This window comes from Silvania sp. (genome assembly GCF_051656365.1).
GTDB classification, from domain to species: Bacteria; Pseudomonadota; Gammaproteobacteria; order Enterobacterales; family Enterobacteriaceae; genus Enterobacter; species Enterobacter hatchlandensis.
On sequence record NZ_JBOGBT010000108.1, the window covers coordinates 39957 to 65177 of the forward strand.

Sequence of the window (25221 nt, forward strand, 5' to 3'; positions counted from 1 at the left end):
CTTTTACCTTGGTCCTGCACTCACCAACGCCGCACCTGCTGGCGTATCGGTGTACTTCTCAAAGTTTTCCACAAACAGCTTCGCAAGCTGCGCGGCTTTTTCCTGCCACTGTTCCGGGGAGCCGTAGGTATTGCGTGGATCGAGGATATGCGTATCCACCCCAGGCAATGTCGTTGGGATCGCCAGGTCGAACATCGGCAGGGTGAAGGTTTCCGCCTCATCCAGCGAACCATCCAGAATGGCATCAATAATGGCGCGCGTATTTTTAATCGAGATACGTTTGCCGGTGCCGTTCCAGCCGGTGTTGACCAGATACGCCTGCGCGCCCGCGGCCTGCATGCGTTTCACCAGCACTTCTGCGTACTGCGTTGGATGCAGCGACAGGAAGGCTGCGCCGAAGCAGGCGGAGAAGGTCGGGGTAGGCTCCGTCACGCCGCGCTCGGTACCGGCCAGTTTGGCGGTAAAACCAGACAGGAAGTGATACTGGGTCTGGCTGGCGGTCAGTCGGGAGACCGGTGGCAACACGCCAAACGCATCGGCAGTGAGGAAAATCACTTTAGTGGCGTGGCCTGCTTTCGATACCGGCTTCACGATATTATCGATGTGATAGATCGGGTAACTGACGCGGGTATTTTCGGTTTTTGACGCATCGTCAAAATCAACGCTGCCGTCTGCACGCACCGTGACGTTTTCCAGCAGCGCATCGCGACGAATCGCCTGATAGATATCCGGCTCGGCCTGCGCCGACAGACGAATAGTCTTGGCGTAGCAGCCGCCTTCGAAGTTAAACACGCCGTCGTCGTCCCAGCCGTGCTCATCGTCGCCAATCAGGCGGCGTTTCGGGTCGGTGGAGAGGGTGGTTTTGCCAGTGCCGGACAGGCCGAAGAACACCGCCACGTCCTCTTTCTCGCCGACGTTCGCCGAGCAGTGCATGGAGGCAATGCCCTGCAGCGGCAGCAGGTAGTTCATGACCGAGAACATCCCTTTCTTCATTTCGCCGCCGTACCAGGTTCCGCCGATCAGCTGGATACGTTCCGTCAGGTTAAAGGCGACAAAGTTTTCGGAGTTCAGGCCCTGCTCTTTCCAGTTCGGGTTGGTGCACTTCGCGCCGTTCATCACGATAAAGTCAGGCTCGAAGCTTTGCAGCTCTTCATCGGTTGGGCGAATAAACATGTTCTTCACAAAATGCGCCTGCCAGGCGACTTCGGTGATGAAGCGAACGGAAAGGCGGGTATCGGCGTTGGCGCCGCAGAAAGCATCAATGATGAACAGACGCTTACCGGAAAGTTGTTGGGTGACGAGGGTTTTCAGATGTTGCCAGGTTTGTGGGGAGATCGCTTTGTTGTCGTTCTTCCCTTTGCCGTTGTCCGCCCACCACAGGGTGTCGCGGGTGGTGTCGTCACGGACGATGTATTTATCCTTCGGCGAACGGCCGGTAAAGATACCGGTGTCTACAGCGATTGCGCCCGTGTTCGTCAATATACCGCGCTCGTATCCTTCCAGTGCTGGATTGAGCTCCTCCTGATACAGCGTAGCGTAATCGGGGTTATAGACGATGTCATGAGCGTCGTTGATACCATAAGCCTTGAGATCTTGCGGGGTTAAACCATTAACACGCATATCACTGCTCCTTAGCCAATATATACTGCCTAAAATTGTAGGGTTTTTCTTCGAATGTTAACCGCGACGGGGCTCATAGATTTGCGTATCTGGACAAAAACCCTTGTATAACGGAAAACTCTGTGACTCCTGTCACTCGCGGAACAGATTATGGCAGGATTCAATTTTGGGTTGGGGAAAATGTTCTTAAAAGGTTAATGGCTGGTAAATTAAACCGTGGGAATGTGAGTGTAAGCGCATACATGTAAGAAAATTACGAAACCCTTACAACACTGATAACGATTCAGCAGCTACGGGAAAATCATTAATAAAATGAAAGAGTAGGCGGGCGGGGGAAAGGTCAACTGCCCTGGCATGAGGGCAGTTAACGGTGCAGCTTAGTGAACCTGCGGATCGGCCGGAGAGGCGTTATTGCGGATCTCGGCGATATCCATCGCGTTGAACACGTAATGGGAGTTGCAGTAGTCGCAGTGCATGTCGATCTCGCCTTCTTCGGCCATGATGCTGTCGATCTCTTCATCTGGCAGGGTTTTCAGCGCGCCTGCGCAGCGCTCGCGGGAACAGGTGCACTTGAACTCCACGTCCTGCGGATCGTAAAGCGTCACTTCTTCTTCGTGATACAGACGCCACAGCACGTCGTTCGCCGGTAAGGTGAACAGCTCTTCCGCTTTGATGGTCTCGGTCAGCGTTGCCAGGTGGTCGAAGTCATCGCCTTGGGCGTTCTGTGCTGGCAGCACCTGCAGCAGCATTCCGCCTGCGGCCAGCTGACCGTCCACTTCGCCGGTGCGGATAAACAGGCGGGTCGGCAGCTGTTCAGAACGCAGGAAGTAATCCTCCAGGCAGGACGCCAGGTTGTCGCCTTCCAGACCCACCACGCCTTGATAACGCTCGCCTTCTTCCGGGGTGATGGTGATCACCAGGAAGCCGTTACCGACCAGCGTTTTCAGGTCTGCACCTTCCGGGATCTCGCCCTGCACGCGCGCCACGCCGCGCATCTGCTGCTGGTTATTGCCGTTAATCACTGCCAGAGTCATCGGGCCATCACCCTGCAATTGCACGGTGATATCGCCTGCGAATTTCAGCGTTGCAGTCAGCAGGCTGGTGGCAACCAGCAACTCACCCAACACGGTTTTGACCGGCTGCGGGTAGTTGTGGTTTTCCAGGATCTGTTTCCAGGTTTCGGATACCGTCACCAGCTCGCCGCGCACGGCAAATTGTTCAAACAGATAGCGGTGTAATTGGTCGTGTTGGGCCATAGTCATCTCTCGTTCAGCAAGAATCATTCATTCTCGCCATATTTAAATTTAATCAGGTTGCGACGCTCTTTCTTATCCGGTCGCCTGTCGGGATGCGGCATGGTCAGGGCATTCAGCTTGCGCGCCTGCGCCACTTTCTCGCGCTTCTCAACGCTTTCTGCCGTCTCTTCATACAGCGTGCTGGCTTCCGTGGCCGGGCGACGTTGTTCCGTGACGTTTTTGACGATCACCGTCCGTTCGTCGTTTCCCTGACGCAGGGTCAGGGTGGCATTCAGCTCCACGAGTTTGCTCGGTTTGCTGCGCTGCCCGTTGTAATGCACTTTGCCGCCTTCAACCATTTCCCGGGCGAGGGCGCGCGTTTTGTAAAAGCGTGCAGCCCACAGCCATTTATCCAGTCTTACCCCTTCGGAGGGCTTCTCTTTCATGGCTTCTCCTTGGTCAGGGAGGGGATCATCCGGCGGTAGTCGTTCATTCCCGGATGGCGCAGATAGCTTTTGTCAGCCAGGCCAGAATCAGGATTGGTCACGCCCAGGCAGTAACGAATGCCGAATGTTGCCGCCGCATCCAGAATGGGTTCGCTGTCATCAATGAACAGCGTCCGTTCCGGCTGCAGGCCGGTCTCTTCTGCCACCGCTTGCCACAGTCGCTGATCCTCTTTCGGATAACCAAATGTGTGGGTGGAAAGTAATAAATCAAGGTGTGAGGCCAGACCGGTATGTTCCAGCTTCACCGCCAGGTTATGCGGATGCGCGTTGGTCAGCAGAATGCGGCGCTTGCCGCTCGCCTGCAGCGCGTCCAGGAATGGCACCGTATCTTCACGCAGCACCGCGCGCGGCCCCTGCGCGGTGGTCATGGCGCAAATATCCAGACCGAGGCGCTCGCTCCAGTAATCCAGGCAGTACCAGTTTAGCGTATGTTGTACGGCGCTATATTGCTGGCGGATGAATTCCTGCGCTTGTGCCGGGGAGATCCCCTGCTGCTCGCCATAGGTTTCAGGCACCAGTTTTTGCCAGAAGTAGTTATCAAACGCGAGATCGAGCAGCGTGCCGTCCATATCCAGCAGGACGGTATCGACGTCCTGCCAGGCGATATCAAGATGCATGGGGGAAAACTCCAGCCAGAAGAAACGTGCGCGACAGGGTAGCATACCTTGCCGCGCGGGGGCGTTATCCGATCAGGCTTTCAGGCGTGGGGATAAGCTTCGGGTTGAGGCAACTTTCGTAATATTGCTGGATATCGGCCAGCCGGGTGCGCGAGCGCTGGTAGCGGCGCAGCGCCATAAAACCGTTCCAGATAATGCTGATTAGCATCGCCAGTATCAGCAGCGAGGTGCCAATGTAGCGCCAGAGCCCGGCGCTGTCCGGCATGCTGTGCAGATCGATATGGCGGGTGCCGTTAGCGTCGGTAAAGATGCCGGTGACGATCCCTTCGGCGCTGAACGGCGTGCGCATCAGCATCTGTGCCAGGCGCTGAAACTCGCCCCACTGTTCCTGGGCCGGATAGTCATACAGCGCCACCGGTGGGTAGGGCTGATCGACCAGATCGCTGCCTTCATCGCTGACGATAATAAAGCCGCCAGGAGCCGGGCTGTTAATCGCCTGCGCCGCGCGGGAGGTTTCGCGGATGACGAATGGCGCGGTGGAGGTGGCGACCAGGTTTTCCAGCGACTCGGCGCTGACCGGACGCAGCAGCACGTTCACGCCGTCGAGGCGACCGGCATCGGCGCGTTTAACCAGCGCCTCCCAGTCTTTGCTGTTACCGAGGTTAACCAGCGCGTTTTTCAGCCTGACGCACTCATCTTTATCCGCACACAGGTCCTGGGTTTTCATCACGATGTCGCCAAAATCATCCAGCAGCACCATCCCCGATTTCTGAATGGCAGAGCGTAATGCCGGGCTGACGCGTGAATTATCTTCCGGCTTAGGGTGCAGCTGGCTCGACAGAGCCTGCTTCAGGGCTGTGGCTTTAGTGACAATATCGGATTCCGGCAACGGCAGCGGGGGCGCGTCATTCCAGATCACCTGCGAACAGTCGAACGGCGTAAAGGGCGAATTCTGGCGGGTGTTCCAGGTGCTCTGCGCCAGAATACTACACATCCCGGTACCGTTCAGATGCAGCGTATCGCCAATGCGCACCCCGGCGGTTTCCAGCTCGCTGACGCTGGTGGCCTCGATGGTTTGCGCGCCTTTTATCCACGACAGGGTAAATTTGATAGGCATATCCAGCGGGACGAGGAAAACCAACATCGCCAGCACCACCGCGCTGCCCGCAGCAATGACCGTACTGCGCAGCCAGTGCTGAAGCGGGAAGTTTTTTACCTCATCGTGCAGGGATAAGAAACGCCCCTGGCGCACGACATGGCGGTCCAGGTAGATATCAATATCGGTTTTTTGCCCTAAATCCTGAGCCAGCCATGGCTGCCAGTGGCGCGGGTAGATCAGGTCAATAATGCCCAGCGAGATATTGTTGACGTGGTCCTGATCGTTTTCACCAAACAGACCCCAGCGTTTTGGCGTGCCGCGCAGGCAATGGATCTCGCGCAGTGAATTTTTAGCCGGTGCGGCGAACAATCCCCACAGCCCCGCCGCCAGCAGCAGCACTGCACCGCCGCCCAGCCACCAGGCAAACACGTCCGGGCTTATCAGGCAGAAGAAGAACAGCAGGAACGAGACCACAATCAGCAGCGCTTCACGAATGCCGTCCGGGCGGCTGAGGGCGTACTCTTCGTGCGTCTCCTGACGAATATTCAGTAGCTCAATCTGCTCGGTCTCTTCACCGCGAATCGACGCCTGAGTGGAGCTGACGTGTTCCAGCGCAAAGTGCGGCGCTTCCAGCATATACTCCGCGATGGAGTGACCATTCAGGGCAATTACCAGCGGGATGGAGTCGGTGTGGATCAGCTCAACGCTGTTTTCATCATTGATGTACTGTTCCCAGAACGGCGGCAGGTGTACCTCGACGGAATCGAGGTAATAACGCCACTTATTGGGATCGTCGGTGGTAATGCCGTAGCGGGTAATCGAGCGCGTCAGGCACATCACATTATTGCTCTGGGCATTCAACTTTAACGAGATCGGCGCTGCGCTGGCACCTGTTGCAGGCGTCAGCTGGATGCGATTGAATGACTCAAGATATTGCTCAATAGCGCTGCGTTCTTCCGCGCTGAGTTTGCGCGTGCTCGCACCGGCAAAGGCATTAAGAAAGGGCAACCGATAACGATGTTGTGCCCGACGCCGGAAAAACCACCCTGCAATCAGCGCGCAGGCCAGCATAGCAGCGATAAAAATCAAAATGGTGCTCATGCTTTCCCCATCTTACGTGTCTTACAGGTGTAGTCAGTAGCACCTTTTACAATGAATGCGTGTCTATGGTTGGCTATCGGCATGTAAGGCGTTGAACTTGAGCAATTTGAAGCGCATCCCAGTGAGTGCTGATAGTAGCAAAGGCAACCGTAACGAGATATCAGCAAATTCCTGGAATTATTTCAACCTATTGACTTTTTACTTGAAATGAGGAATGAATCTGCGTAGGTTGCATAAATGTAAATAAACAACGATTGACATTGCCGAAACCGTGCGGCCTGTCGCACAATGAACCCAGTTCACCCAGCAAAGACCCGTCAATATGAGCAAACCCTTACAAAAACCCACCATTCTGAATGTTGAAACTGTCGCCAAATCGCGCCTGTTTAATGTTGAAAGCGTGGACCTGGAGTTCAGTAACGGCGTGCGTCGTGTATATGAACGTATGCGCCCGTCCACGCGCGAAGCGGTGATGATCGTGCCTATCGTCGACGAACATCTGATTCTGATCCGCGAATATGCCGTCGGAACCGAATCCTATGAGCTGGGGTTTTCCAAAGGGCTCATCGATCCGGGGGAGTCAGTGTTTGAAGCGGCGAACCGTGAACTGAAAGAAGAAGTCGGGTTTGGCGCGAAAGAACTCACCTTCCTGAAAAAGCTCAGCATAGCGCCGTCCTATTTTTCCAGCAAAATGAATATCGTGCTGGCGGAAGATCTCTATCCAGAATCGCTGGAAGGGGATGAGCCGGAGCCGCTGCCGCAGGTACGCTGGCCGTTGGCGCATTTGATGGATCTGCTCGAAGAGCCTGACTTTAATGAAGCCCGTAACGTGAGCGCGCTGTTTCTGGTGCGAGAGTGGCTGAAAGGGCAGGGACGTCTGTAGCACAATGCCGCCCTCTCCATCGGGAGAGGGCGAGAGCACCGTTAAAATAGCTCGTGTGTTTCACCATTATCAATCAGCGTTGTTCCCACCTCATGCACCGCCTGCTGCGTTGGCTGCGTGCCTTCGATGAAAAACTCTGCCCGACTGTTGCCACCGCTGGCTAACTGACCGGTGCTGCGATCGATATTGATTGTCACCACGCCCGGCGGTGGGGTCAGCGGTTGTTCCGGCACGCCGTCGAGGATCACTTTCATAAAGGCATCCCATGCCGGCTGGGCGCTCTTGGCACCGCCTTCGTAACCGGAGATCTGATCTTTGATGGCCCCGGAGGCGGAGGTGCGGCCTAAATCACGGCGGTGATCGTCAAAGCCGATCCACACCGAGGTGACTGCACCCGGGCCGTAGCCAGAGAACCACGCATCTTTCGAGCTGTTGGTGGTACCTGTTTTACCGCCGATATCCTGGCGCTGCAAATCGCGACCCGCACGCCAGCCGGTGCCCTGCCAGCCCGGCTCACCGAAGATATTGGTGTTCAGGGCGCTCTTAATCAGGAAGGCAAGCGGGGTGTTAATCACATGCGGGGCATATTCCTGCGCACCGGTCTGGGAGACCAGCGCCTGGTTCGCCTGCTCAAGCTGCGGCATCGGCACGGCTGAATTTTGCTGTTCCTGCGAAATAGCCACATCTTCCATATCCTGGTTATTCAGCGCTTGTGATTTTGGCGTATCACCATAAATCACCGGAATATCACACTCTGCGCAGGCCACTTTCGGCCTCGCGTCAAATATTACGCCGCCCTGATCGGTCTCGATTTTGCTGATGAAGAACGGATCGACCAGGAAACCGCCGTTCGCCATCACCGCATAGCCGCGCGCGACCTGCAGCGGCGTGAAGGAGGCAGAGCCCAGCGCCAGCGATTCAGTATGCACAATGTTTTGTGCCGGGAAGCCAAAGCGCTGCAAATACTCGGCCGCGTAATCGACGCCCATGGCGCGCATGGCGCGAACCATCACTACGTTCTTCGACTGACCCAGACCCTGACGCAGACGAATCGGCCCGGCATACTCCGGCGGTGAGTTTTTTGGACGCCAGTCGGAACCCGCACCGGCATCCCAGCGGGAGATTGGCACGTCATTGAGGATACTGGCGAGCGTCAGCCCTTTATCCATCGCCGCGGTGTAGAGGAACGGTTTGATATTGGAACCGACCTGGCGCAGCGCCTGGGTGGCGCGGTTAAATTTGCTCTGGTTAAAGTCGAAACCGCCCACCAGCGCCAGCACCGCGCCGTTGTGCGGATCGATGGATACCAGCGCCGAGTTAACGTCCGGGATCTGTCCCAGCCACCAGGCGTCGTTGACCTGACGAACCCAGATTTGTTGGCCGGCCTGGACCGCATCGGTCACTTTGCGTGGTGTCGCGCCCTGCTGCGTATCGGAACGATATGGACGGGCCCAGCGGATCCCTTCCATGCGCAGCGACACCGAGGTGCCGTCGGCGAGCATCGCCGTAGCTTCCTGCGGATCGGTGCGGGTGACCACGGCTGCCACAAAGGGTCCGTACCCCGGCAGCGGTTTCAGGGTGTCGGTAATTTTTTTGCTGTCCCAGGCGGATTCACCCACTTTCCACAGCACATTGGACGGGCCGCGGTAACCGTGGCGCATATCGTAATCAATGACGTTATTACGCACCGCCTGCTGGGCGCCCTGCTGTACATTGCGGCTGATGGTGGTGTAGATGCGATAACCATCTTCGTAGGCCAGCTCGCCGTAGCGGGAAAACATCTCCTGGCGCACCATCTCGCTCAGATAGGGTGCGGAGAAGGCAATTTCCGGTGCATGGTAATTGGCGTCAATCACATCACTGCGCGCCTGATCGTACTGGGACTGGCTGATATAGCCTTCGCTTAACATACGCGACAGCACCACGTTACGGCGTGAGGTGGCGCGATCCAGCGAGTAGAGCGGGTTGAAGGTGGAAGGTGCCTTCGGCAGACCGGCGATGGTGGCGATTTCGCTCAGGGTCAGCTGATCCACCGATTTACCAAAATAGACCTGTGCCGCAGCCCCCACGCCATACGCACGGTAGCCCAGATAGATCTTGTTGAGGTAAAGCTCGAGGATCTCGTCTTTGTTCAGCAGTTGCTCAATACGGATTGCGAGGAACACTTCCTTGACCTTACGCATCAGCGTTTTTTCCGGGCTCAGGAAGAAGTTACGTGCCAGCTGCTGGGTGATTGTACTTGCCCCTTGAGAGGCGTGACCAGAGAACATCGCCACGCTGGCGGCACGGAAAATCCCCACCGGGTCGACGCCGTGGTGCTCGTAAAAGCGGCTGTCTTCCGTGGCGATAAATGCTTTCACCATTTCAGGTGGGATTTGGTTAAGGGTCAGCGGGATACGACGCTTTTCACCGTACTGGGCGATGAGCTCGCCATCAGCGCTGTAAACCTGCATTGGGATCTGGAGTCGAACATCACGAAGTGTGGCGACATCAGGTAGCTGCGGCTCAATATATTTGTACAAACCAAAAATCGAGCCTGCTCCAAGCAGAATGCAACAGACTGCAAGGATCAATAAATACTTTACGAACTTCACTGAGGATTTCCCATTTAGTTTGAACTGGGCAGTTTATAAACAATTGCGCGGTAGTATAAAGGCAAGCCTGAATCATTGATAGAGCCGTCATCCCCAGCGACGATAAGGAGATCGTGAAACATGGCGTTTAAAACATGGCATACAGGCGTTCATATTCAACAGGATAAGATTCTGGCCGTCGCGCTGGTACGTGAAAAAGCGGGGTGGAGTCTGCGCCGCTGGTGGCAGCTTCCGCTGGCGGTGGGTACCGTTTGCGAGGGGCAAATTCTTAAGCCTGAACAACTGACTGCGACACTGAGTGAATGGCGGCAGATGTTGCCCCACTACCACCGAATATACCTCGCCTTTCCGGCGTCCCGCACTATTCAACGGACACTCCCCCGTCCGGCAATGACCCTGCGCGACAGCGAACAGGTTGCCTGGATCACCTCGGCGATGAGCCGTGAACTCGACATGGCTCCCGATGCGCTGCGTTTCGACTACGCAGAAGATACCTTCAGCCAGACGTTTCGCGTGACCGCTGCGCAGAATAAAGAGATTTCAACTCTGCTGGAGCTGGCCCGTGAGCTGCGTTTGCAGCTGGCAGCAATTGCCCCCGATGCCGGGGCGCTGGCGCATTTTCTCCCCTTTCTGACGGCGCCGGCCCAGTGTATCGCCTGGCGCGATAAGGACCAGTGGCTGTGGGCGATGCGCCATCAGTGGGGCAGACGCGAGCTGGCCGATGCGCCCGACGTAGAGCATCTGGCCGCACTGCTGGCGCTGCAGGTCGAAGAGATTGTCTGTTGTGAGGCGGGCCGCTTCGATCCCTGGAGCATCCTCAACCGCAGCCAGCCGCCTTTGCCTGAGCATGGAGCTGACTTCAGCGTCGCGCTGGCGCTGGCGATGGGAGACACATTCGCATGAGAACCGCCAATTTTCTGCCGTGGCGTCAGCGGCAAAAACGCGGCTGCCTGCGCTTCTGGGGGCTGCTGTTTGCGGGCTCGCTGCTGCTGGCTTTGCTGCTCTTCGTCGGCGGTCGGGTCAGTTCGCACCTGACGTTGCGCACAGCAGGGCTATGGCAGGCCAGCGATCGGGTGCTGCATCAGGCGCTTGAACAACGTCATAAGCAGGCGACGGCGTTACTTGCCCAGCGTCAGCAACAACAGCGCTGGGCACAGCAAAAAGCCACTACCCAGGCCTGGGAGCCCACGCTAATCGCCTTAAGCGGCGCGATACCGGATCGGGCATGGCTGGCAACGCTGCGCTTTCAACAGTCCACCCTCCATCTGCAGGGGTATGCTGCCACGCTCCCTGCGGTTGAGGCATTCGAGACGGCGCTGCGCCAGTTCCCGGGCTTTACGCTCGGTGCGCCGGGCGAGATGCGCCAGGATGCGCAGGGGCGCTGGCAGTTTGCTTATTCGCTTACCCGCAAGGAGCTGACCGATGCGGATCCATCCTGACAGCTGGTGGGCAATGACCCCACGCTGGCGCTGCCTGGGCTGGATCCTGAGCTCGGCTCTGCTGCTGCTCGGCGTGCCAGGTACGCAGATGCGTGAGCGGGATCGGCAGACTGCGGTATTTCAGGCGCAGCGTGTGCAGGATGCGGACGCCAACGCTCGGCTATGGGCGTCGGTGCGTAAGCTCACCCCAGCCGCTGAACCCGTCTCCGCTGACATGGTTCGGCCTTTTTCACCGCTGGAATTTGATGCGCCTGAGCTGCGTCTGGTTCGCTGGCAGCCCGGTAACGCAGGCGGGGAGCTGGTGGTTGAAGCCACCTGGGCGCAGATTCCTGCGCTCTTTGTCACCCTCGCACAGCGCGATGTGGCAGTGGGGCGTTTTAGCATCCAGCCAGAGCGAGAAACCCTCCAGATAGTAATGCAGCTGGAGCGACAGGATGCAGGGTAAACAGGGCTGGCTGTTACTACTGCTGCCGCTGCTTCTCGGGATGCGCGATCCGTTTAAGGTGCCGGAATCGCGCTGTCCCGATGCCGCGCTGAGCCAGTGGCAGTATGTCGGGATAGTTATGGGGCCGGTCCCGGTTGGCATTGTCAGGGACGAACAGGCGCGCTGGCTGCGTGTACGCCACGGTGAAACGCTGCCGACGGGCGGGCGCGTGACGGCGCTGAATGAACAGGAGCTGGTCATCGACACGCTCGGGAAATGTGAACCGCCGTTATGGCGATGGCAACGACAAGGAACGAAACAACATGAAGACAGGGATCGTCACACTGCTGCTCCTCGCCAGCCAAACGCTGGCGGCATCTCCCGCAGCCGTGACGCTGGTGGTCGATGATGTGCCGGTTGCCCAGCTTCTGCAGGCGCTGGCGGAGCAGGAGAACCGCAACATGATTATTGCCCCGGACGTCAGCGGCAGTGTCTCCCTGCGCCTGACGCGCGTCCCCTGGCAACAGGCGCTACGGACGGTCGTAACCAGTGCGGGGCTAACCATGCGCCAGCAGGAGGGGATTTTTTATATCCACACTGCCGCCTGGCAACAGCAGCAGCAGGTTCAGAAGGAAGCCGAGAAGGCTAAAAGGCAGCTCAACGCCCCGCTGGAGGCACGCAGCTTTCCTTTTTCTTATGCCGATGCCGGGGATTTGCTGCCCGCCGCAGAAAAGCTTCTGAGTCCGAAGGGCAGCCTGGCGGTGGACAAACGCACCAACTGACTGTTGGTGCGCGACAGCCGGGCGGCGCTGGATGCACTGGAGCATTGGGTGGCGCAGATGGATTTACCTGTCGCTCAAGTGGAGCTGGCCGCGCATATCGTCACCATGAGTGAGAAAAGCCTGCGCGAGCTGGGGGTGAAGTGGAATCTGGCGCAGGCGGACAACCCCGGCAGCCCGGGGCAGGTGACCACACTGAGCAGCAATCTTGCGGTGAGCAATGCCACCACGCAGATCGGGTTTAATATTGGCCGCATCAATGGCCGCTTGCTGGATCTCGAGCTTTCGGCGCTGGAGCAAAAGCAGCAGGTCGATATCATCGCCAGCCCGCGGCTGTTGGCATCACATATGCAGCCTGCCAGCATTAAGCAGGGCACGGAAATCCCTTACCAGGTCTCCAGCGGTGAAAGCGGCGCCACATCGGTGGAGTTTAAAGAGGCGGTGCTAGGGATGGAAGTGACGCCGGTGGTGCTGGACAAGGGGCGCGTACGCCTGAAGCTGCGGATCAGCGAGAACACTCCGGGTGAAGTCCTGAAACAGGCCGATGGTGAAACCATGGCGATTGATAAGCAGGAAATCGAGACCCAGGTCGAGGTCAAAAGTGGTGAAACGCTGGCTTTAGGCGGTATTTTTTCTCAGAAGCACAAAACTAAAAATGAAAGTGTACCAGGATTAAGTCGCCTCCCCCTGCTGGGGCAGCTGTTCCGCCATCAGGGTAAAGATAACGAGCGCCGCGAGCTGGTGGTTTTTATCACCCCTCGTCTGGTTGCTACGCCATAAGGTGCACAATCCCTTACGTGATTTTGCATTCAGTTTGTTGCAGATGTTTGACGTGAGGCATGAATTAGCATACAAGGAGTACCGATTTGAGAATCAGCTTACGCAATCTTGCACCCTGAATGTCTTAAGCGGCAGGTCTGGTGATTTAATCTATTGCCAAACAAGCCGGAGTGCTGAGATAATTTTTAGTCTGACTCTCGCTCTATCGCATATGAGGTTTCAGTTCATGTCCTGTTCGCCAGGTATCGGCGAAGCGGGTTTACCATTAACGAATAGTCTTAGTAGTACCGAAAAAATGGCAGAGAAACGCAATATCTTTCTGGTTGGGCCTATGGGTGCCGGCAAAAGCACTATTGGGCGTCAGTTAGCTCAACAACTCAATATGGAATTTTACGATTCTGATCAAGAGATTGAGAAACGAACCGGAGCTGATGTGGGCTGGGTCTTCGATGTAGAAGGCGAAGAGGGTTTCCGTGACCGAGAAGAAAAAGTCATTAATGAACTTACGGAAAAACAGGGCATTGTGCTGGCGACTGGCGGCGGCTCTGTAAAATCTCGCGAAACTCGCAACCGTCTCTCCGCCCGCGGTGTGGTGGTCTATCTCGAAACGACCATCGAAAAACAGCTGGCGCGTACGCAGCGTGATAAGAAACGCCCGTTGCTGCAGGTTGAGACGCCTCCACGTGAAGTTCTGGAAGCCCTGGCTGGGGAACGCAATCCGCTGTACGAAGAGATTGCTGACGTCACCATTCGCACCGATGACCAGAGCGCTAAAGTGGTCGCAAACCAGATTATTAATATGCTGGAAAGCAACTGATTCTGGCTTTATATACACTCGCCTGCGGGTAAAAGCATTTAAGGTGGATGTCGCGTTATGGAGAGGATTACAGTTACTCTCGGGGAACGGAGTTACCCTATCACTATCGCGGCTGGTTTGTTTAACGACCCAGCTTCCTTCTTACCACTGAAAGCGGGTGATCAGGCAATGCTGGTCACCAATGAGACGTTGGCTCCGCTTTATCTCGACAAAGTGCGTCAGCAGCTTGAACAGGCTGGCGTGAAGGTCGACAGTGTGATTCTGCCTGATGGCGAGCAGTATAAAAGCCTGACGGTACTGGATACCGTCTTTACCGCATTACTGCAAAAACCGCACGGTCGCGACACTACACTGCTTGCCTTAGGCGGCGGTGTTGTCGGCGATCTTACGGGTTTTGCGGCAGCAAGCTATCAACGTGGCGTGCGCTTTATTCAGATCCCAACCACGCTGTTGTCGCAGGTCGACTCTTCTGTTGGCGGCAAAACCGCCGTCAATCATCCGCTGGGTAAAAACATGATAGGCGCCTTCTACCAGCCCGCTTCGGTGGTGGTGGATCTCGACTGTCTGAAAACGTTGCCTCAGCGCGAGCTGGCCTCTGGCCTGGCGGAAGTGATCAAATACGGCATTATTCTGGATGGCGAGTTCTTTAGCTGGCTTGAAGAGAATATGGATGCCCTGTTGCGTCTTGATGGTCAGGCGATGGCGTACTGTATTCGCCGTTGCTGTGAGCTGAAAGCCGAAGTCGTTGCTGCAGACGAGCGCGAAACCGGCTTACGTGCTTTACTGAATCTTGGGCATACCTACGGCCACGCCATTGAAGCCGAAATGGGCTACGGCAACTGGCTGCACGGTGAAGCTGTCGCGGCGGGCATGGTGATGGCCGCGCGCACCGCGGAGCGCCTGGGTCAGTTCACACCGGCTGAGACGCAGCGCATTATCACGCTGCTTGAACGCGCCGGGTTACCGGTGACCGGGCCGCGCGAAATGTCAGCGCAAGCCTATTTGCCGCATATGTTGCGCGATAAAAAAGTATTGGCAGGCGAGATGCGACTGGTGCTCCCGCTTGCAGTAGGTAAGAGTGAAGTCCGTAGCGGTGTCCCGCACGACGTCGTTCTTGGCGCTATTGCTGATTGCCAGCAAGCGTAAAAATTAGAAAGGTCTGGCTGCGATAAAACGTAGCCATTTTGCTTCAGGTGAAATGCAAAGTCGTAGGCATAAGCCTTTGAGTGGGGTGTTAAATGGATGAATTCAAACCAGAAGACGAGCTGAAACCCGATCCCAGCGATCGTCGTACTGGTGGTCGTACTCGTCAGTCTTCTGAACGTGATAACGAACCGCAAATCAACTTTGATGAAGTTGATCTGGATACCGATGACCAGCGTCCATCGCGTAGCCGCCCTGTTCGTGAAGAGCGTGTTGAACGTGAAGAAGATGATTATGCGTCCGATGAGGAGTTAGTGGACGAAGAGGCCGTTGAGCGTCGCCCACGTAAGCGTAAAGCCGTTGCGGCGAAGCCCGCCTCGCGTCAGTACATCATGATGGGTCTCGGCATACTGGTGCTGCTGTTGCTGATTATCGGCATCGGCTCCGCCCTTAAAGCGCCGTCAGCCCCAACCGAGCAAACGGCGTCCGCTGAGAAGAGCATCAATCTTTCCGGTGATACTGCCGATCAGGCCAATGGCAGCACTCAGCCTGCGCCAGGCACCACGTCTGCAGAAAATACCGCCGGAAATACCCAGCAGGAGATTTCTCTGCCGCCTGTGGCGTCGACGCCGACTCAGGGCCAGGCACCCGCGACTCCGCAGGGCCAGCAGCGCGTTGAAGTTCAGGGCGACCTGAACAATGCCCTGACCCAGCCGCAGAATCAGGAACAGGTGAATAACGTGGTGGTGAACTCCACGCTGCCAACCGAGCCTGCGACCGTTGCGCCAATTCGTGGTGCTGCCAGCCAGCAGCATGCAGCGACCGCAACAGAGTCTACGCCGCGTCAGACCAAACCGGCCGCCACTCAGGAACGCAAGCAGGCGGTTATTGAGCCGAAGCGTGAAGTGAAACCGCAGCCGGTCGCGAAAGCGGAAGAGCCAAAAGCGGTTGCTCAGCCGAAACACACAGAAACCGTGACTCGCGTACCGGCCACGGCGCCTGCTACAACGGCAACGGCACCTAAAGCGACAGCGACGACAGCGCCAGCTGCGACGGCAACCGCTCCGGCTGCATCCGCGCCGACGGCAGCTGCCAGCACCGGTAAAACTGCGGGTAACGTGGGTTCGTTGAAATCAGCGCCTTCCAGCAACTACACGCTGCAGCTGAGCAGTTCTTCCAGCTATGACAACCTGAACAGCTGGGCGAAGAAGTCGAACCTGAAAAACTTCGTGGTTTACGAGACTACCCGTAACGGTCAGCCGTGGTACGTGCTGGTCAGCGGTGTGTATGGCTCGAAAGACGAAGCGAAACGTGCTGTTGCAACACTGCCAACCGATGTTCAGGCGAAAAACCCGTGGGCGAAACCGATCCGTCAGGTTCAGTCCGATTTGAAGTAATCTGTGAAGCGCAGGATGCTGTCGGAGCTTTCTCCACAGCCGGAGAAGGTGTAATTAGTTAGTCAGCATGAAAAAAAATCGCGCTTTTCTGAAATGGGCAGGGGGGAAATACCCCCTGCTCGATGATATTCAAAAACACCTGCCGCCAGGCGAGTGCCTTGTAGAGCCGTTTGTTGGCGCGGGATCGGTATTTCTCAATACCGATTATTCCCGTTATATCCTTGCGGATATCAACAGCGACCTTATCGATCTCTATAACATCGTTAAGCAGCGTACCGATGAGTACGTCGATGAAGCGCGGAAGTTGTTTACCCCAGAGAACAACAACCAGGACGTTTACTACCAGTATCGCGCTGAGTTTAATCAGAGCCAGGATAAGTTCCGGCGTGCGTTGCTGTTCCTCTACCTCAACCGCCATGGCTACAATGGCCTGTGCCGGTATAATCTGCGTGGTCAATTCAACGTGCCGTTTGGTCGCTACAAGCGTCCTTATTTTCCTCAGGCTGAGTTGTATCACTTTGCTGAAAAAGCGCAGAATGCGGAGTTCCATTGTCTTTCGTATGAAGAGTGTATGGCCCACGCTGACGTTAACTCGGTAGTTTACTGTGACCCACCGTATGCCCCTCTGTCTGCAACGGCGAACTTCACCGCTTATCATACCAACAGCTTCAGCCCTGCCGAGCAGGAGCGTCTGGCAGAAATGGCAGAAAAGCTGGTCAGCAAAAGAATTCCGGTGTTAATTTCGAATCACGACACGCCTGATACGCGCGAATGGTACAAAGCTGCAGCGCAATTCCAGGTTAAAGTCCGGCGCAGCATCAGCAGCAACGGCGGTACACGTAAAAAGGTGGACGAACTGCTGGCTCTCTATCTGCCCTGAGCCGTTTCGCCCGCCGTTAAACACAGTTCAAGGAGATGCGGATGAAACAGTATTTGATTGCCCCCTCAATTCTGTCGGCTGATTTTGCCCGTCTGGGCGAAGACACCGCGAAAGCGCTGGCGGCCGGTGCGGATGTCGTTCATTTCGACGTTATGGATAACCACTATGTCCCTAACCTGACTATCGGCCCGATGGTGCTGAAGGCACTGCGCAAGTATGGCGTGACCGCGCCGATCGATGTGCACCTGATGGTCAAACCGGTTGATCGCATCGTGCCGGATTTTGCCGCCGCGGGCGCCAGCATCATTACCTTCCATCCTGAAGCCTCTGAACACGTTGACCGCACCCTGCAGCTGATTAAAGAGCACGGCTGTAAAGCCGGACTGGTGTTTAATCCTGCTACGCCGCTGAGCTATCTCGATTACGTGATGGACAAGCTGGACGTGATCCTGCTGATGTCCGTGAACCCGGGCTTTGGCGGTCAGTCATTCATCCCACAGACGCTGGATAAGCTGCGCGAAGTGCGCCGCCGTATCGACGAGTCCGGCTACGACATTCGTCTGGAAGTGGATGGTGGCGTGAAGGTGAACAATATTGGCGAAATCGCAGCAGCCGGCGCGGATATGTTCGTGGCGGGCTCGGCTATTTTCGATCAGCCGGACTACAAAAAAGTCATTGATGAAATGCGCAGTGAACTGGCGAAGGTAAGTCATGGATAATTTGCAGGCAATTCGGGGCGTTGCGTTTGACCTCGACGGGACGCTGGTTGACAGCGCACCGGGCTTAACCAGCGCGGTTGATCAGGCGCTGTATGCGCTGGAGCTGCCGGTTGCGGGTGAAGATCGCGTGGTGACGTGGATTGGCAACGGTGCAGACGTGCTGATGGAGCGCGCGTTAAGCTGGTCGCGTCAGGAACGTGCTATCCAGCGTTCGGCGCAGGGCAAAGCGGGCGTCGATCATGCCGATATTCCGCAGGAAGAGCAGGTTCGCCTGCTGCGTAAGCTGTTTAACCGTTTCTATGAGCAGACGGTAGAAGAGGGCAGTTTCCTGTTCCCTGACGTGGCCGGCACGCTGAGCGCGCTGCACAGCAGCGGCATGCCGCTGGCGCTGGTCACTAACAAACCGACTGCGTTTGTCGCCCCGCTGCTGGAAGCGCTGGATATCGCGAAGTATTTCTCCGTGATTGTTGGCGGCGATGACGTGCAGAACAAGAAGCCGCATCCGGAACCGCTGCTGCTGGTGGCAGGAAAATTATCCTTAACGCCTGACGCGCTGCTCTTTGTTGGCGATTCGCGCAATGATATTCTGGCGGCCAGGGCTGCAGGTTGCCCGTCCGTAGGCCTGACCTATGGCTACAACTACGGTGAGTCCATAACGCTGAGTGAGCCGGATTTTATCTTCGACCACTTCAAAGATTTACTGCCCGTGCTCGGGCTTTCGCACAGTGAAAATCAGGAATTGAAAAATGACTAAGCCCATCGTATTTAGTGGCGCACAGCCCTCAGGTGAACTGACTATTGGCAACTACATGGGTGCGCTGCGTCAGTGGGTGAACATGCAGGATGACTATCACTGTATCTACTGCATCGTTGACCAGCACGCCATTACCGTGCGCCAGGATCCGCAGCAGTTGCGTAAAGCAACGCTCGACACCCTTGCGCTGTATCTGGCCTGCGGTATCGATCCTGAGAAAAGCACCATTTTCGTTCAGTCCCACGTTCCCGAGCATGCACAGCTGGGCTGGGCGCTGAACTGCTACACCTATTTCGGCGAACTGAGCCGTATGACCCAGTTCAAGGACAAATCGTCCCGTTATGCCGAGAACATCAACGCCGGTCTGTTTGACTACCCGGTGCTGATGGCTGCTGACATTCTGCTGTATCAGACCACTCAGGTGCCAGTTGGTGAAGACCAGAAGCAGCATCTGGAGCTGAGCCGCGATGTTGCCCAGCGCTTCAACGCCATTTACGGCGACATCTTCAAGGTGCCAGAGCCGTTTATTCCGAAGTCCGGCGCCCGCGTGATGTCCCTGCTGGAGCCGACCAAGAAGATGTCCAAGTCGGACGATAACCGCAACAACGTGATCGGCCTGCTGGAAGATCCAAAAGCGGTCGTGAAGAAGCTCAAGCGTGCGGTGACTGATTCTGACGAGCCAGCGGTGGTGCGTTACGACGTGCAGAACAAAGCGGGTGTTTCTAACCTGCTGGATATCCTCTCCGGCGTCACCGGACAGAGCATTCCAGAGCTGGAGCAGCACTTCGAAGGCAAAATGTATGGGCATCTGAAAGGCGAAGTGGCTGAGGCGGTTTCCGGCATGCTGACCGAGCTGCAGGCGCGCTATAACCAGTACCGTAATGACGAAGCCTTCCTGCAGAAAGTGATGAAAGATGGCGCTGAGAAAGCCAGTGCGCGCGCCTCTGAAACCCTGAAAGCGGTGTACGAAGCAATCGGGTTTGTCGCGAAGCCTTAAGCGAAAGCCAGACGTAAAAAAACCGGGAAATTCCCGGTTTTTTTATGCCTGAACAAAATGCGTCAGGTTCAGGTTGGCTTAGTGATGAGAGAACCAGTTGAGCTTGTCGCGCAGGGCCACCACGCGGCCGACCACGATCAGCGCCGGGCTTTCAACCTGCTGGGCCAGCTCACCGAGCTGGGTCAGGACGCCACTCACCACGCGCTGCTTGATGGAGGTACCGTTTTCGACCAGCGCAACCGGCATCTCTGCATCCATGCCATGTTCGAGCAGCTTAGCCTGAATGGTGGCAGCCTGGTTCAGGCCCATGTAGAACACCAGGGTCTGTTTTTCAGCGGCCAGGTTATGCCAGTCCAGCTCGCTACCGGTTTTCAGGTGGCCGGTAACCAGACGCACGCTCTGGGCGTAGTCACGGTGGGTCAGCGGAATACCGGAATAGGCGGAACAGCCCGATGCAGCCGTAATGCCAGGCACCACCGAGAACGGAATGCCCGCATGACAAAGGGTTTCCAGCTCCTCGCCGCCGCGTCCGAAGATAAACGGATCGCCGCCTTTCAGACGCACCACCCGTTTTCCTTTTTGCGCTTCACGCAGCAGGATCTGATTAATCTCTTCCTGAGGCACGCAGTGATAGCCTGCACGCTTGCCGACAAACACCCGATCCGCATCGCGGCGCACCAGGTTCATGATGTCGTCGGAGACCAGGCGGTCATACACCACCACATCCGCCTGCTGGATCTGCTGCAGACCCTTCAGGGTTAAAAGACCCGCATCGCCCGGACCTGCGCCTACCAGCACCACTTCGCCGCGGTGATCGAGCGGGGCAGCCAGCAGCTGCTCGGTGGTGTCGTCCACCGCCTTCTGATCCTCATTCGCCAGCGACTGGGCCAGCCGATCGTTCACAAAGAACTTTTCCCAGAAGCGGCGGCGTTCGCCAACGGTCGCAAACTGCTGCTTCACACGAGGGCGTAACTTCCCGGCAAAGTGGGCCACTTTTCCCAGGTGCTGCGGCAGGATGGCTTCCAGCTTTTCACGCAGCAGACGCGCCAGCACCGGCGACGTTCCGCCGGAGGAGACGGCCACCATCAGCGGCGAGCGGTCGATAATCGACGGCATGATAAAGCTCGCCTCTTTCGGGGCATCCACCACGTTGCAGAAGATGCGCCGCGCTTCGCAGGCATCGCTGACGCGCTGGTTGACCGCATCGTCGTCGGTGGCGGCAATGGTCAGCCAGCAGGTATCGAGCAGGGATTCGTTGAACTCACCCTCAACGAGGGTGAGCATTCCTTCCTGCGCCCATGCCGTAAACTGCGGGGCAAAGGCGAGGGCATTCACGGTGAGTCGGGCACCTGCCTCTAACAACAGGCGGGCTTTGCGTTCAGCCACATCGCCACCCCCTACGAGCAGGCAGTCGCGATGACGTAATTGACAGAATATTGGCAGGTGATCCACGACATTACCTCTTACTGGTTGGCTTTCGCCTGAATGGTTGCGATGGTTGCAGGAGTCGGACGCTCCGCTTTCGGGGTAGCATACCAGTAACCCCAGCCCATAAATACAACCCCAGAAAGGGTATTGCCAAGCGTTACCCACAGCAAGTTATGGCCAATACCTGACAGTGTGTACGCTTCGCTATGATGACCGAACCAGGAGAGTGCAAACAGGGTCATGTTGGCGATGGAGTGCTCGTAGCCGGAGGCGATAAAGGCCAGCAGACACCACCAGATTGCGATGAATTTCGCGGCACCTTCAGTACGGATTGCCATCCAGATTGCCAGGCACACCAGCCAGTTACACAGTGCGCCTTTAAAGAACAGGACCATCGCCGGTGCGGAGGTTTTTGCCAGTGCGACGGTGTGAACGAGGCTGGTATCCACCGGCAGCAGGCTACCGCCGCCCCAGCTGTACAGCAGGGCAACAAACACGGAGCCGACCAGATTACCCAGCCAGGTTTGCGGCAGAATGGCCCACATCTGACCCTGCGTGATGGTGCCCGCTTTGACACCAAAGGTCAGGAACATGGTGTGGCCGGTGAACAGTTCAGATCCGGCGATAATGACCAGGGTTAACGCGATGCCAAACGTGGCACCCATCACCAGCGGACGAATCGCCGGGTCAAGCAGGTTGCCGAGGGTGAAAATTAAAATAATCCCAAGGCCGACATAGGCCCCCGCCATTGCAGAGCTGACCCAAAAGCCGAGAGGACTATTTTTACTGAGGCGTGCAATACGCGCAGCATTAGCCGCACACTTATTAATAGTGTCTGTAAACATATGATTATCCTGAATAATTAAAAAAATAAAATAAACGCTAAATAAAGAAAATAGCGGGGGCATTGCACCCCCGTTTCAATCAGCCCCGGAGCTGCACTTTGCCGTCTTTAACGCGGACGTCATAGTGCTTAACAGAGTGGCTCTCATCTTCCATGCAGTGGCCGTCGCTCAGGCGGAAACGCTGCTTTTTCAGCGGGCTGGCAACCCACAGCTCACCCTGATGTTCGGCGATAAGGCCGCGTGACAGGACGCTTGCTTCAAAGAACGGGTCGATATTGCTGATCGCAAAAACCTGTTCGTCCTGACGCGGGCGGAAAATGGCGACCTGCTCATGACCCAGCAGCGCACAGACGCCGGTTGCGGGCAGGATATCGTCGATTTTGCAGATGTTTACCCACTGGCTCATACGTTTTCCTCCACCAGAGTGACCGGAATACGCTCGTATGGCGTTGCCGGGCGATGCTGTTCCCGCTCAGGCACAATCTGGACACTCGGATCGCGCTGGCTACTGTTGATAAAGTGTTTGAAGCGAACCTGCGCCGCCGGGGTGTTGACGGTTTCAGTCCATTCGCAGATAACGGCATCACGCAGACGCGCCATCTCTTCTTCCAGCGTCGCGTTCAGGCCGAGTTTGTCGTCGATGATGACCGACTTCAGATAATCGATGCCGCCTTCCAGGTTATCGAGCCACGGTGCAGTACGGGTCAGTTTGTCGGCGGTACGGATGTAGAACATCATGAAACGGTCGAGATAGTTGAGCAGCGTTTCACGGTCAAGATCCGCAGCCAGCAGATCCGCATGGCGTGGTTTCATCCCACCGTTACCGCAGACATAGAGGTTCCAGCCTTTTTCGGTGGCGATAATACCCACGTCTTTACCCTGTGCTTCGGCACATTCACGGGTACAGCCAGAGACACCGAACTTCATTTTGTGCGGGGTACGGATGCCTTTGTAGCGGTTTTCCAGCTCAACGCCGAAGCCGACGCTATCACCGACGCCGTAACGGCACCAGGTGCTGCCGACGCAGGTTTTCGCCATACGCAGCGCTTTAGCATACGCGTGACCGGTTTCGAAGCCCGCTTCAATCAGCTGACGCCAGATTTCCGGCAGGTCGTCTTTTTGTGCGCCGAACAGGCCAATACGCTGAGAGCCGGTAATTTTGGTGTACAGGTTGAATTCGCGCGCCACGCGCCCGACGGCCACCAGCCCTTCCGGAGTGATTTCGCCGCCTGCAGAGCGCGGGATCACTGAGTAGGTGCCATCTTTCTGGATGTTAGCCAGGAAGTTGTCGTTAGTGTCCTGCAGCGGGGTGTGCTGCGGTTTGAGGACGTACTCATTCCAGCAGGAAGCCAGCAGCGAGCCGACGGTCGGTTTACACACTTCACAGCCGTAGCCCTGACCGTGTTTTTCCAGCAGCTCGTCGAAGGATTTGATGCCTTCAACGCGGATCAGGTGGTACAGCTCCTGGCGAGAGTAAGCGAAGTGCTCACACAGGTTGTGGCTAACTTCGATGCCCTGTTTCGCCAGCTCAGCGTTGAGTACCTGAGTCACCAGCGGGATACAGCCCCCGCAGCCGGTACCGGCTTTGGTTGCGGCCTTCAGAGCGGCAACGGTATGGCAGCCTTTATTGATGGCGGAAACCAGCATGCCTTTGGTGACATCGAAGCAGGAACAAATCTGCGCGCTGTCCGGCAGTTTATCGACGCCGATAGACGGCTTACCGCCAGCAGCATGGGCGGGCAGGATCAGCGCATCCGGGTTTTCTGGCAGTTCGATGGCGTTCAGCACCAGCTGCAGCAGGTTGCCGAAATCGCTGGTATCGCCGACCAGCACCGCGCCGAGCAGGGTTTTGTTGTCTTCGCTGACGATCAGGCGTTTATAAACTTCTTTGTTCTCGTCGAGGTAGACGTAGCTGCGTGATTTCGGCGTGCGGCCGTGCGCATCGCCAATACCGCCAACGTCGACGCCCAGCAGTTTCAGCTTGGCACTCATGTCCGCGCCTTCAAAGGCGTTTTCATTCCCGAGGATATGGTCAACGGCCACCTGCGCCATTTTGTAGCCAGGAGCCACCAGACCGTAAACATGGTTTTCCCAGCTGGCGCATTCGCCGATCGCGTAGATATCCGGGTCGGAGGTCTGGCAGGTGGAATTAATGGTGATGCCGCCGCGTTGGGCAACGGTCAGGCCGCACTGGGTGGCCAGCTTATCGCGCGGGCGAATACCGGTTGAGAAGACGATAAAGTCGACTTCCAGCTCGCTGCCGTCGGCAAAGCGCATGGTTTTGCGGCCTTCGGTGCCTTCCTGGACGATCTCTTTGGTGTTTTTGCTGGTGTGAACTTTCACACCCATGCTTTCAATTTTGCGTTTGAGCTGATCGCCACCCATGTGGTCAAGCTGCTCGGCCATCAGCATCGGGGCAAATTCGATGACGTGGGTTTCAACGCCTAAGTTTTTCAGCGCGCCGGCCGCTTCCAGACCGAGCAGACCGCCACCGACCACCGCGCCGCGTTTGCTGCGACGGGCGCAGGATTCGATGGCGTTGAGATCTTCAATGGTGCGATAAACGAAGCAATCCTGAGTATCTGAACCCTTGATCGGTGGGATCCACGGATAAGAGCCCGTCGCCATAATCAGCTTGTCGTAAAAAACCGTGCGTCCCGCACTGGAATGGATCACTTTTTCCTGACGGTTAATGGTGATAGCGCGTTCGCCCACCAGCACCTTCACGCCATGCTTCTCGTAAAAACCTTCGCGCACCAGAGAGAGCTCTTCGGCGGTATGGTGTGAGAAGTAGGAGGAGAGGTGCACGCGGTCGTACGCCTTGCGGGGTTCTTCACAGAACACGGTAATATCGAACTGGGTAGCATCGGCTTTATCGAGAAGGTCCTCAATAAAGCGGTGACCGACCATGCCGTTACCGATGATAGCGAGTCTGACTTTGCTCATTTTTGCCTCGATTTCTTTTCTATTACTGCCTACCTTAACGATTCAGCAACGGCACTTATTGATGTAAATCAATTCAGCCTGTAACTACTCCCTAAGGAGTATATTGCTGATTTGTCAGGGTTTTTATAAGTACCGGAAATGGCAGGCTTTTCAGCAACGCTATTTTGTATACAACTTAGGCGGCTTATTAATCGAAATGCATACTCCTCTTTATTTGA

The 25221-nt window shown here is 56.5% G+C and carries 22 protein-coding genes and 1 pseudogene; 13 read left to right on the forward strand and 10 right to left on the reverse strand.

The window, feature by feature from the left end; translation table 11 throughout:
• Window positions 1–3: 3 nt before the first annotated feature.
• The 5 genes from pckA to ACRDD5_RS21505 all read right to left on the reverse strand — a co-directional run bounded on the left by pckA (window position 4) and on the right by ACRDD5_RS21505 (window position 6178).
• Entirely contained in the window at window positions 4–1620 is a 1617-nt protein-coding gene (gene pckA, locus ACRDD5_RS21485) for a phosphoenolpyruvate carboxykinase (ATP) (protein ID WP_271282573.1), read from the reverse strand.
• 377 nt (window positions 1621–1997) lie between these two features.
• Window positions 1998–2876 carry an Hsp33 family molecular chaperone HslO gene (gene hslO, locus ACRDD5_RS21490; protein WP_271282572.1) on the reverse strand — a complete coding sequence of 293 codons (879 nt, stop codon included), beginning with the start codon at window positions 2874–2876 and terminating at the stop codon, window positions 1998–2000.
• 23 nt (window positions 2877–2899) lie between these two features.
• Entirely contained in the window at window positions 2900–3301 is a 402-nt protein-coding gene (gene hslR, locus ACRDD5_RS21495) for a ribosome-associated heat shock protein Hsp15 (protein WP_271282571.1), read from the reverse strand.
• Complete coding sequence (gene yrfG, locus ACRDD5_RS21500; RefSeq protein WP_271282686.1) at window positions 3298–3978, reverse strand: GMP/IMP nucleotidase; 681 nt, start codon at window positions 3976–3978, stop codon at window positions 3298–3300. The genes hslR and yrfG overlap by 4 nt, the downstream gene beginning before the upstream one ends.
• Before the next feature lie 64 nt (window positions 3979–4042).
• Window positions 4043–6178, reverse strand: a complete 2136-nt coding sequence (locus ACRDD5_RS21505) for an intracellular growth attenuator family protein (protein WP_271282570.1) — start codon at window positions 6176–6178, stop codon at window positions 4043–4045.
• Between the two features lie 322 nt (window positions 6179–6500).
• Here ACRDD5_RS21505 and nudE point away from each other — a divergent pair, with 322 nt between their 5' ends.
• A complete protein-coding gene (gene nudE / locus ACRDD5_RS21510) occupies window positions 6501–7061 on the forward strand; it encodes an ADP compounds hydrolase NudE (protein WP_271282569.1) in 561 nt (186 codons plus the stop codon).
• A 41-nt stretch (window positions 7062–7102) separates the two neighbouring features.
• On the opposite strand, the gene mrcA is transcribed toward nudE, so the two are convergent.
• The gene (gene mrcA, locus ACRDD5_RS21515; RefSeq protein ID WP_271282568.1) at window positions 7103–9655 is read right to left on the reverse strand and encodes a peptidoglycan glycosyltransferase/peptidoglycan DD-transpeptidase MrcA; all 2553 of its coding nucleotides are present in this window, start codon (window positions 9653–9655) and stop codon (window positions 7103–7105) included.
• 120 nt (window positions 9656–9775) lie between these two features.
• Between mrcA and ACRDD5_RS21520 the strand changes: the two genes are divergently transcribed.
• From ACRDD5_RS21520 to trpS, 12 genes and pseudogenes are all read left to right on the forward strand, one after another.
• Window positions 9776–10558: a DNA utilization protein HofM gene (locus ACRDD5_RS21520; RefSeq protein WP_271282567.1), complete on the forward strand. Its 783-nt coding sequence runs from the start codon at window positions 9776–9778 to the stop codon at window positions 10556–10558.
• Window positions 10555–11094, forward strand: a complete 540-nt coding sequence (locus ACRDD5_RS21525) for a PilN domain-containing protein (RefSeq protein ID WP_438677944.1) — start codon at window positions 10555–10557, stop codon at window positions 11092–11094. The genes ACRDD5_RS21520 and ACRDD5_RS21525 overlap by 4 nt, the downstream gene beginning before the upstream one ends.
• Window positions 11078–11539 carry a HofO family protein gene (locus tag ACRDD5_RS21530; protein ID WP_438677945.1) on the forward strand — a complete coding sequence of 154 codons (462 nt, stop codon included), beginning with the start codon at window positions 11078–11080 and terminating at the stop codon, window positions 11537–11539. Before ACRDD5_RS21525 ends, ACRDD5_RS21530 begins: the two co-directional genes overlap by 17 nt.
• On the forward strand, window positions 11529–11927 hold the full coding sequence (locus ACRDD5_RS21535; RefSeq protein WP_438677946.1) for a HofP DNA utilization family protein: 399 nt from the start codon (window positions 11529–11531) through the stop codon (window positions 11925–11927). Before ACRDD5_RS21530 ends, ACRDD5_RS21535 begins: the two co-directional genes overlap by 11 nt.
• Window positions 11842–13077: pseudogene (gene hofQ, locus ACRDD5_RS21540) on the forward strand (DNA uptake porin HofQ). Before ACRDD5_RS21535 ends, hofQ begins: the two are co-directional and overlap by 86 nt.
• A 295-nt stretch (window positions 13078–13372) precedes the next feature.
• Window positions 13373–13894 carry a shikimate kinase AroK gene (aroK, locus tag ACRDD5_RS21545; RefSeq protein WP_006177873.1) on the forward strand — a complete coding sequence of 174 codons (522 nt, stop codon included), beginning with the start codon at window positions 13373–13375 and terminating at the stop codon, window positions 13892–13894.
• A 57-nt stretch (window positions 13895–13951) separates the two neighbouring features.
• Entirely contained in the window at window positions 13952–15040 is a 1089-nt protein-coding gene (gene aroB / locus ACRDD5_RS21550) for a 3-dehydroquinate synthase (protein ID WP_271282562.1), read from the forward strand.
• Window positions 15041–15132: 92 nt separating this feature from the next.
• Window positions 15133–16434, forward strand: coding sequence for a cell division protein DamX (gene damX / locus ACRDD5_RS21555; RefSeq protein WP_438677947.1), 1302 nt, complete (start codon window positions 15133–15135; stop codon window positions 16432–16434).
• A 67-nt stretch (window positions 16435–16501) separates the two neighbouring features.
• Entirely contained in the window at window positions 16502–17314 is an 813-nt protein-coding gene (gene dam, locus ACRDD5_RS21560) for an adenine-specific DNA-methyltransferase (protein ID WP_271282560.1), read from the forward strand.
• 41 nt (window positions 17315–17355) lie between these two features.
• On the forward strand, window positions 17356–18033 hold the full coding sequence (rpe, locus tag ACRDD5_RS21565; protein ID WP_271266538.1) for a ribulose-phosphate 3-epimerase: 678 nt from the start codon (window positions 17356–17358) through the stop codon (window positions 18031–18033).
• Window positions 18026–18787 carry a phosphoglycolate phosphatase gene (gph, locus tag ACRDD5_RS21570; RefSeq protein WP_271282559.1) on the forward strand — a complete coding sequence of 254 codons (762 nt, stop codon included), beginning with the start codon at window positions 18026–18028 and terminating at the stop codon, window positions 18785–18787. The genes rpe and gph overlap by 8 nt, the downstream gene beginning before the upstream one ends.
• Entirely contained in the window at window positions 18780–19784 is a 1005-nt protein-coding gene (gene trpS / locus ACRDD5_RS21575; RefSeq protein WP_271282558.1) for a tryptophan--tRNA ligase, read from the forward strand. Before gph ends, trpS begins: the two co-directional genes overlap by 8 nt.
• 78 nt (window positions 19785–19862) lie before the next feature.
• Here trpS and cysG read toward each other — a convergent pair whose 3' ends face one another.
• The 4 genes from cysG to nirB form a co-directional block, all read right to left on the reverse strand.
• Window positions 19863–21236, reverse strand: coding sequence for a siroheme synthase CysG (gene cysG / locus ACRDD5_RS21580; protein ID WP_271282557.1), 1374 nt, complete (start codon window positions 21234–21236; stop codon window positions 19863–19865).
• 11 nt (window positions 21237–21247) lie between these two features.
• Entirely contained in the window at window positions 21248–22057 is an 810-nt protein-coding gene (gene nirC, locus ACRDD5_RS21585; protein WP_271282556.1) for a nitrite transporter NirC, read from the reverse strand.
• 79 nt (window positions 22058–22136) lie between these two features.
• Window positions 22137–22463: a nitrite reductase small subunit NirD gene (gene nirD, locus ACRDD5_RS21590; protein ID WP_271266532.1), complete on the reverse strand. Its 327-nt coding sequence runs from the start codon at window positions 22461–22463 to the stop codon at window positions 22137–22139.
• A complete protein-coding gene (gene nirB / locus ACRDD5_RS21595) occupies window positions 22460–25003 on the reverse strand; it encodes a nitrite reductase large subunit NirB (RefSeq protein ID WP_438677948.1) in 2544 nt (847 codons plus the stop codon). Before nirB ends, nirD begins: the two co-directional genes overlap by 4 nt.
• Window positions 25004–25221 lie beyond the last annotated feature (218 nt).

Coding starts and splice junctions, on each gene's coding strand:
- aroB (WP_271282562.1), top strand. CDS start 13,952: ATGGAGAGGATTACAGTTACTCTCGGGGAACGGAGTTACCCTATCACT.
- damX (WP_438677947.1), top strand. CDS start 15,133: ATGGATGAATTCAAACCAGAAGACGAGCTGAAACCCGATCCCAGCGAT.
- ACRDD5_RS21520 (WP_271282567.1), top strand. CDS start 9,776: ATGGCGTTTAAAACATGGCATACAGGCGTTCATATTCAACAGGATAAG.
- ACRDD5_RS21525 (WP_438677944.1), top strand. CDS start 10,555: ATGAGAACCGCCAATTTTCTGCCGTGGCGTCAGCGGCAAAAACGCGGC.
- aroK (WP_006177873.1), top strand. CDS start 13,373: ATGGCAGAGAAACGCAATATCTTTCTGGTTGGGCCTATGGGTGCCGGC.
- ACRDD5_RS21505 (WP_271282570.1), bottom strand. CDS start 6,178: ATGAGCACCATTTTGATTTTTATCGCTGCTATGCTGGCCTGCGCGCTG.
- pckA (WP_271282573.1), bottom strand. CDS start 1,620: ATGCGTGTTAATGGTTTAACCCCGCAAGATCTCAAGGCTTATGGTATC.
- nudE (WP_271282569.1), top strand. CDS start 6,501: ATGAGCAAACCCTTACAAAAACCCACCATTCTGAATGTTGAAACTGTC.
- gph (WP_271282559.1), top strand. CDS start 18,026: ATGGATAATTTGCAGGCAATTCGGGGCGTTGCGTTTGACCTCGACGGG.
- ACRDD5_RS21530 (WP_438677945.1), top strand. CDS start 11,078: ATGCGGATCCATCCTGACAGCTGGTGGGCAATGACCCCACGCTGGCGC.
- ACRDD5_RS21535 (WP_438677946.1), top strand. CDS start 11,529: ATGCAGGGTAAACAGGGCTGGCTGTTACTACTGCTGCCGCTGCTTCTC.
- nirD (WP_271266532.1), bottom strand. CDS start 22,463: ATGAGCCAGTGGGTAAACATCTGCAAAATCGACGATATCCTGCCCGCA.
- hslR (WP_271282571.1), bottom strand. CDS start 3,301: ATGAAAGAGAAGCCCTCCGAAGGGGTAAGACTGGATAAATGGCTGTGG.
- rpe (WP_271266538.1), top strand. CDS start 17,356: ATGAAACAGTATTTGATTGCCCCCTCAATTCTGTCGGCTGATTTTGCC.
- dam (WP_271282560.1), top strand. CDS start 16,502: ATGAAAAAAAATCGCGCTTTTCTGAAATGGGCAGGGGGGAAATACCCC.
- nirB (WP_438677948.1), bottom strand. CDS start 25,003: ATGAGCAAAGTCAGACTCGCTATCATCGGTAACGGCATGGTCGGTCAC.
- yrfG (WP_271282686.1), bottom strand. CDS start 3,978: ATGCATCTTGATATCGCCTGGCAGGACGTCGATACCGTCCTGCTGGAT.
- nirC (WP_271282556.1), bottom strand. CDS start 22,057: ATGTTTACAGACACTATTAATAAGTGTGCGGCTAATGCTGCGCGTATT.
- trpS (WP_271282558.1), top strand. CDS start 18,780: ATGACTAAGCCCATCGTATTTAGTGGCGCACAGCCCTCAGGTGAACTG.
- hslO (WP_271282572.1), bottom strand. CDS start 2,876: ATGGCCCAACACGACCAATTACACCGCTATCTGTTTGAACAATTTGCC.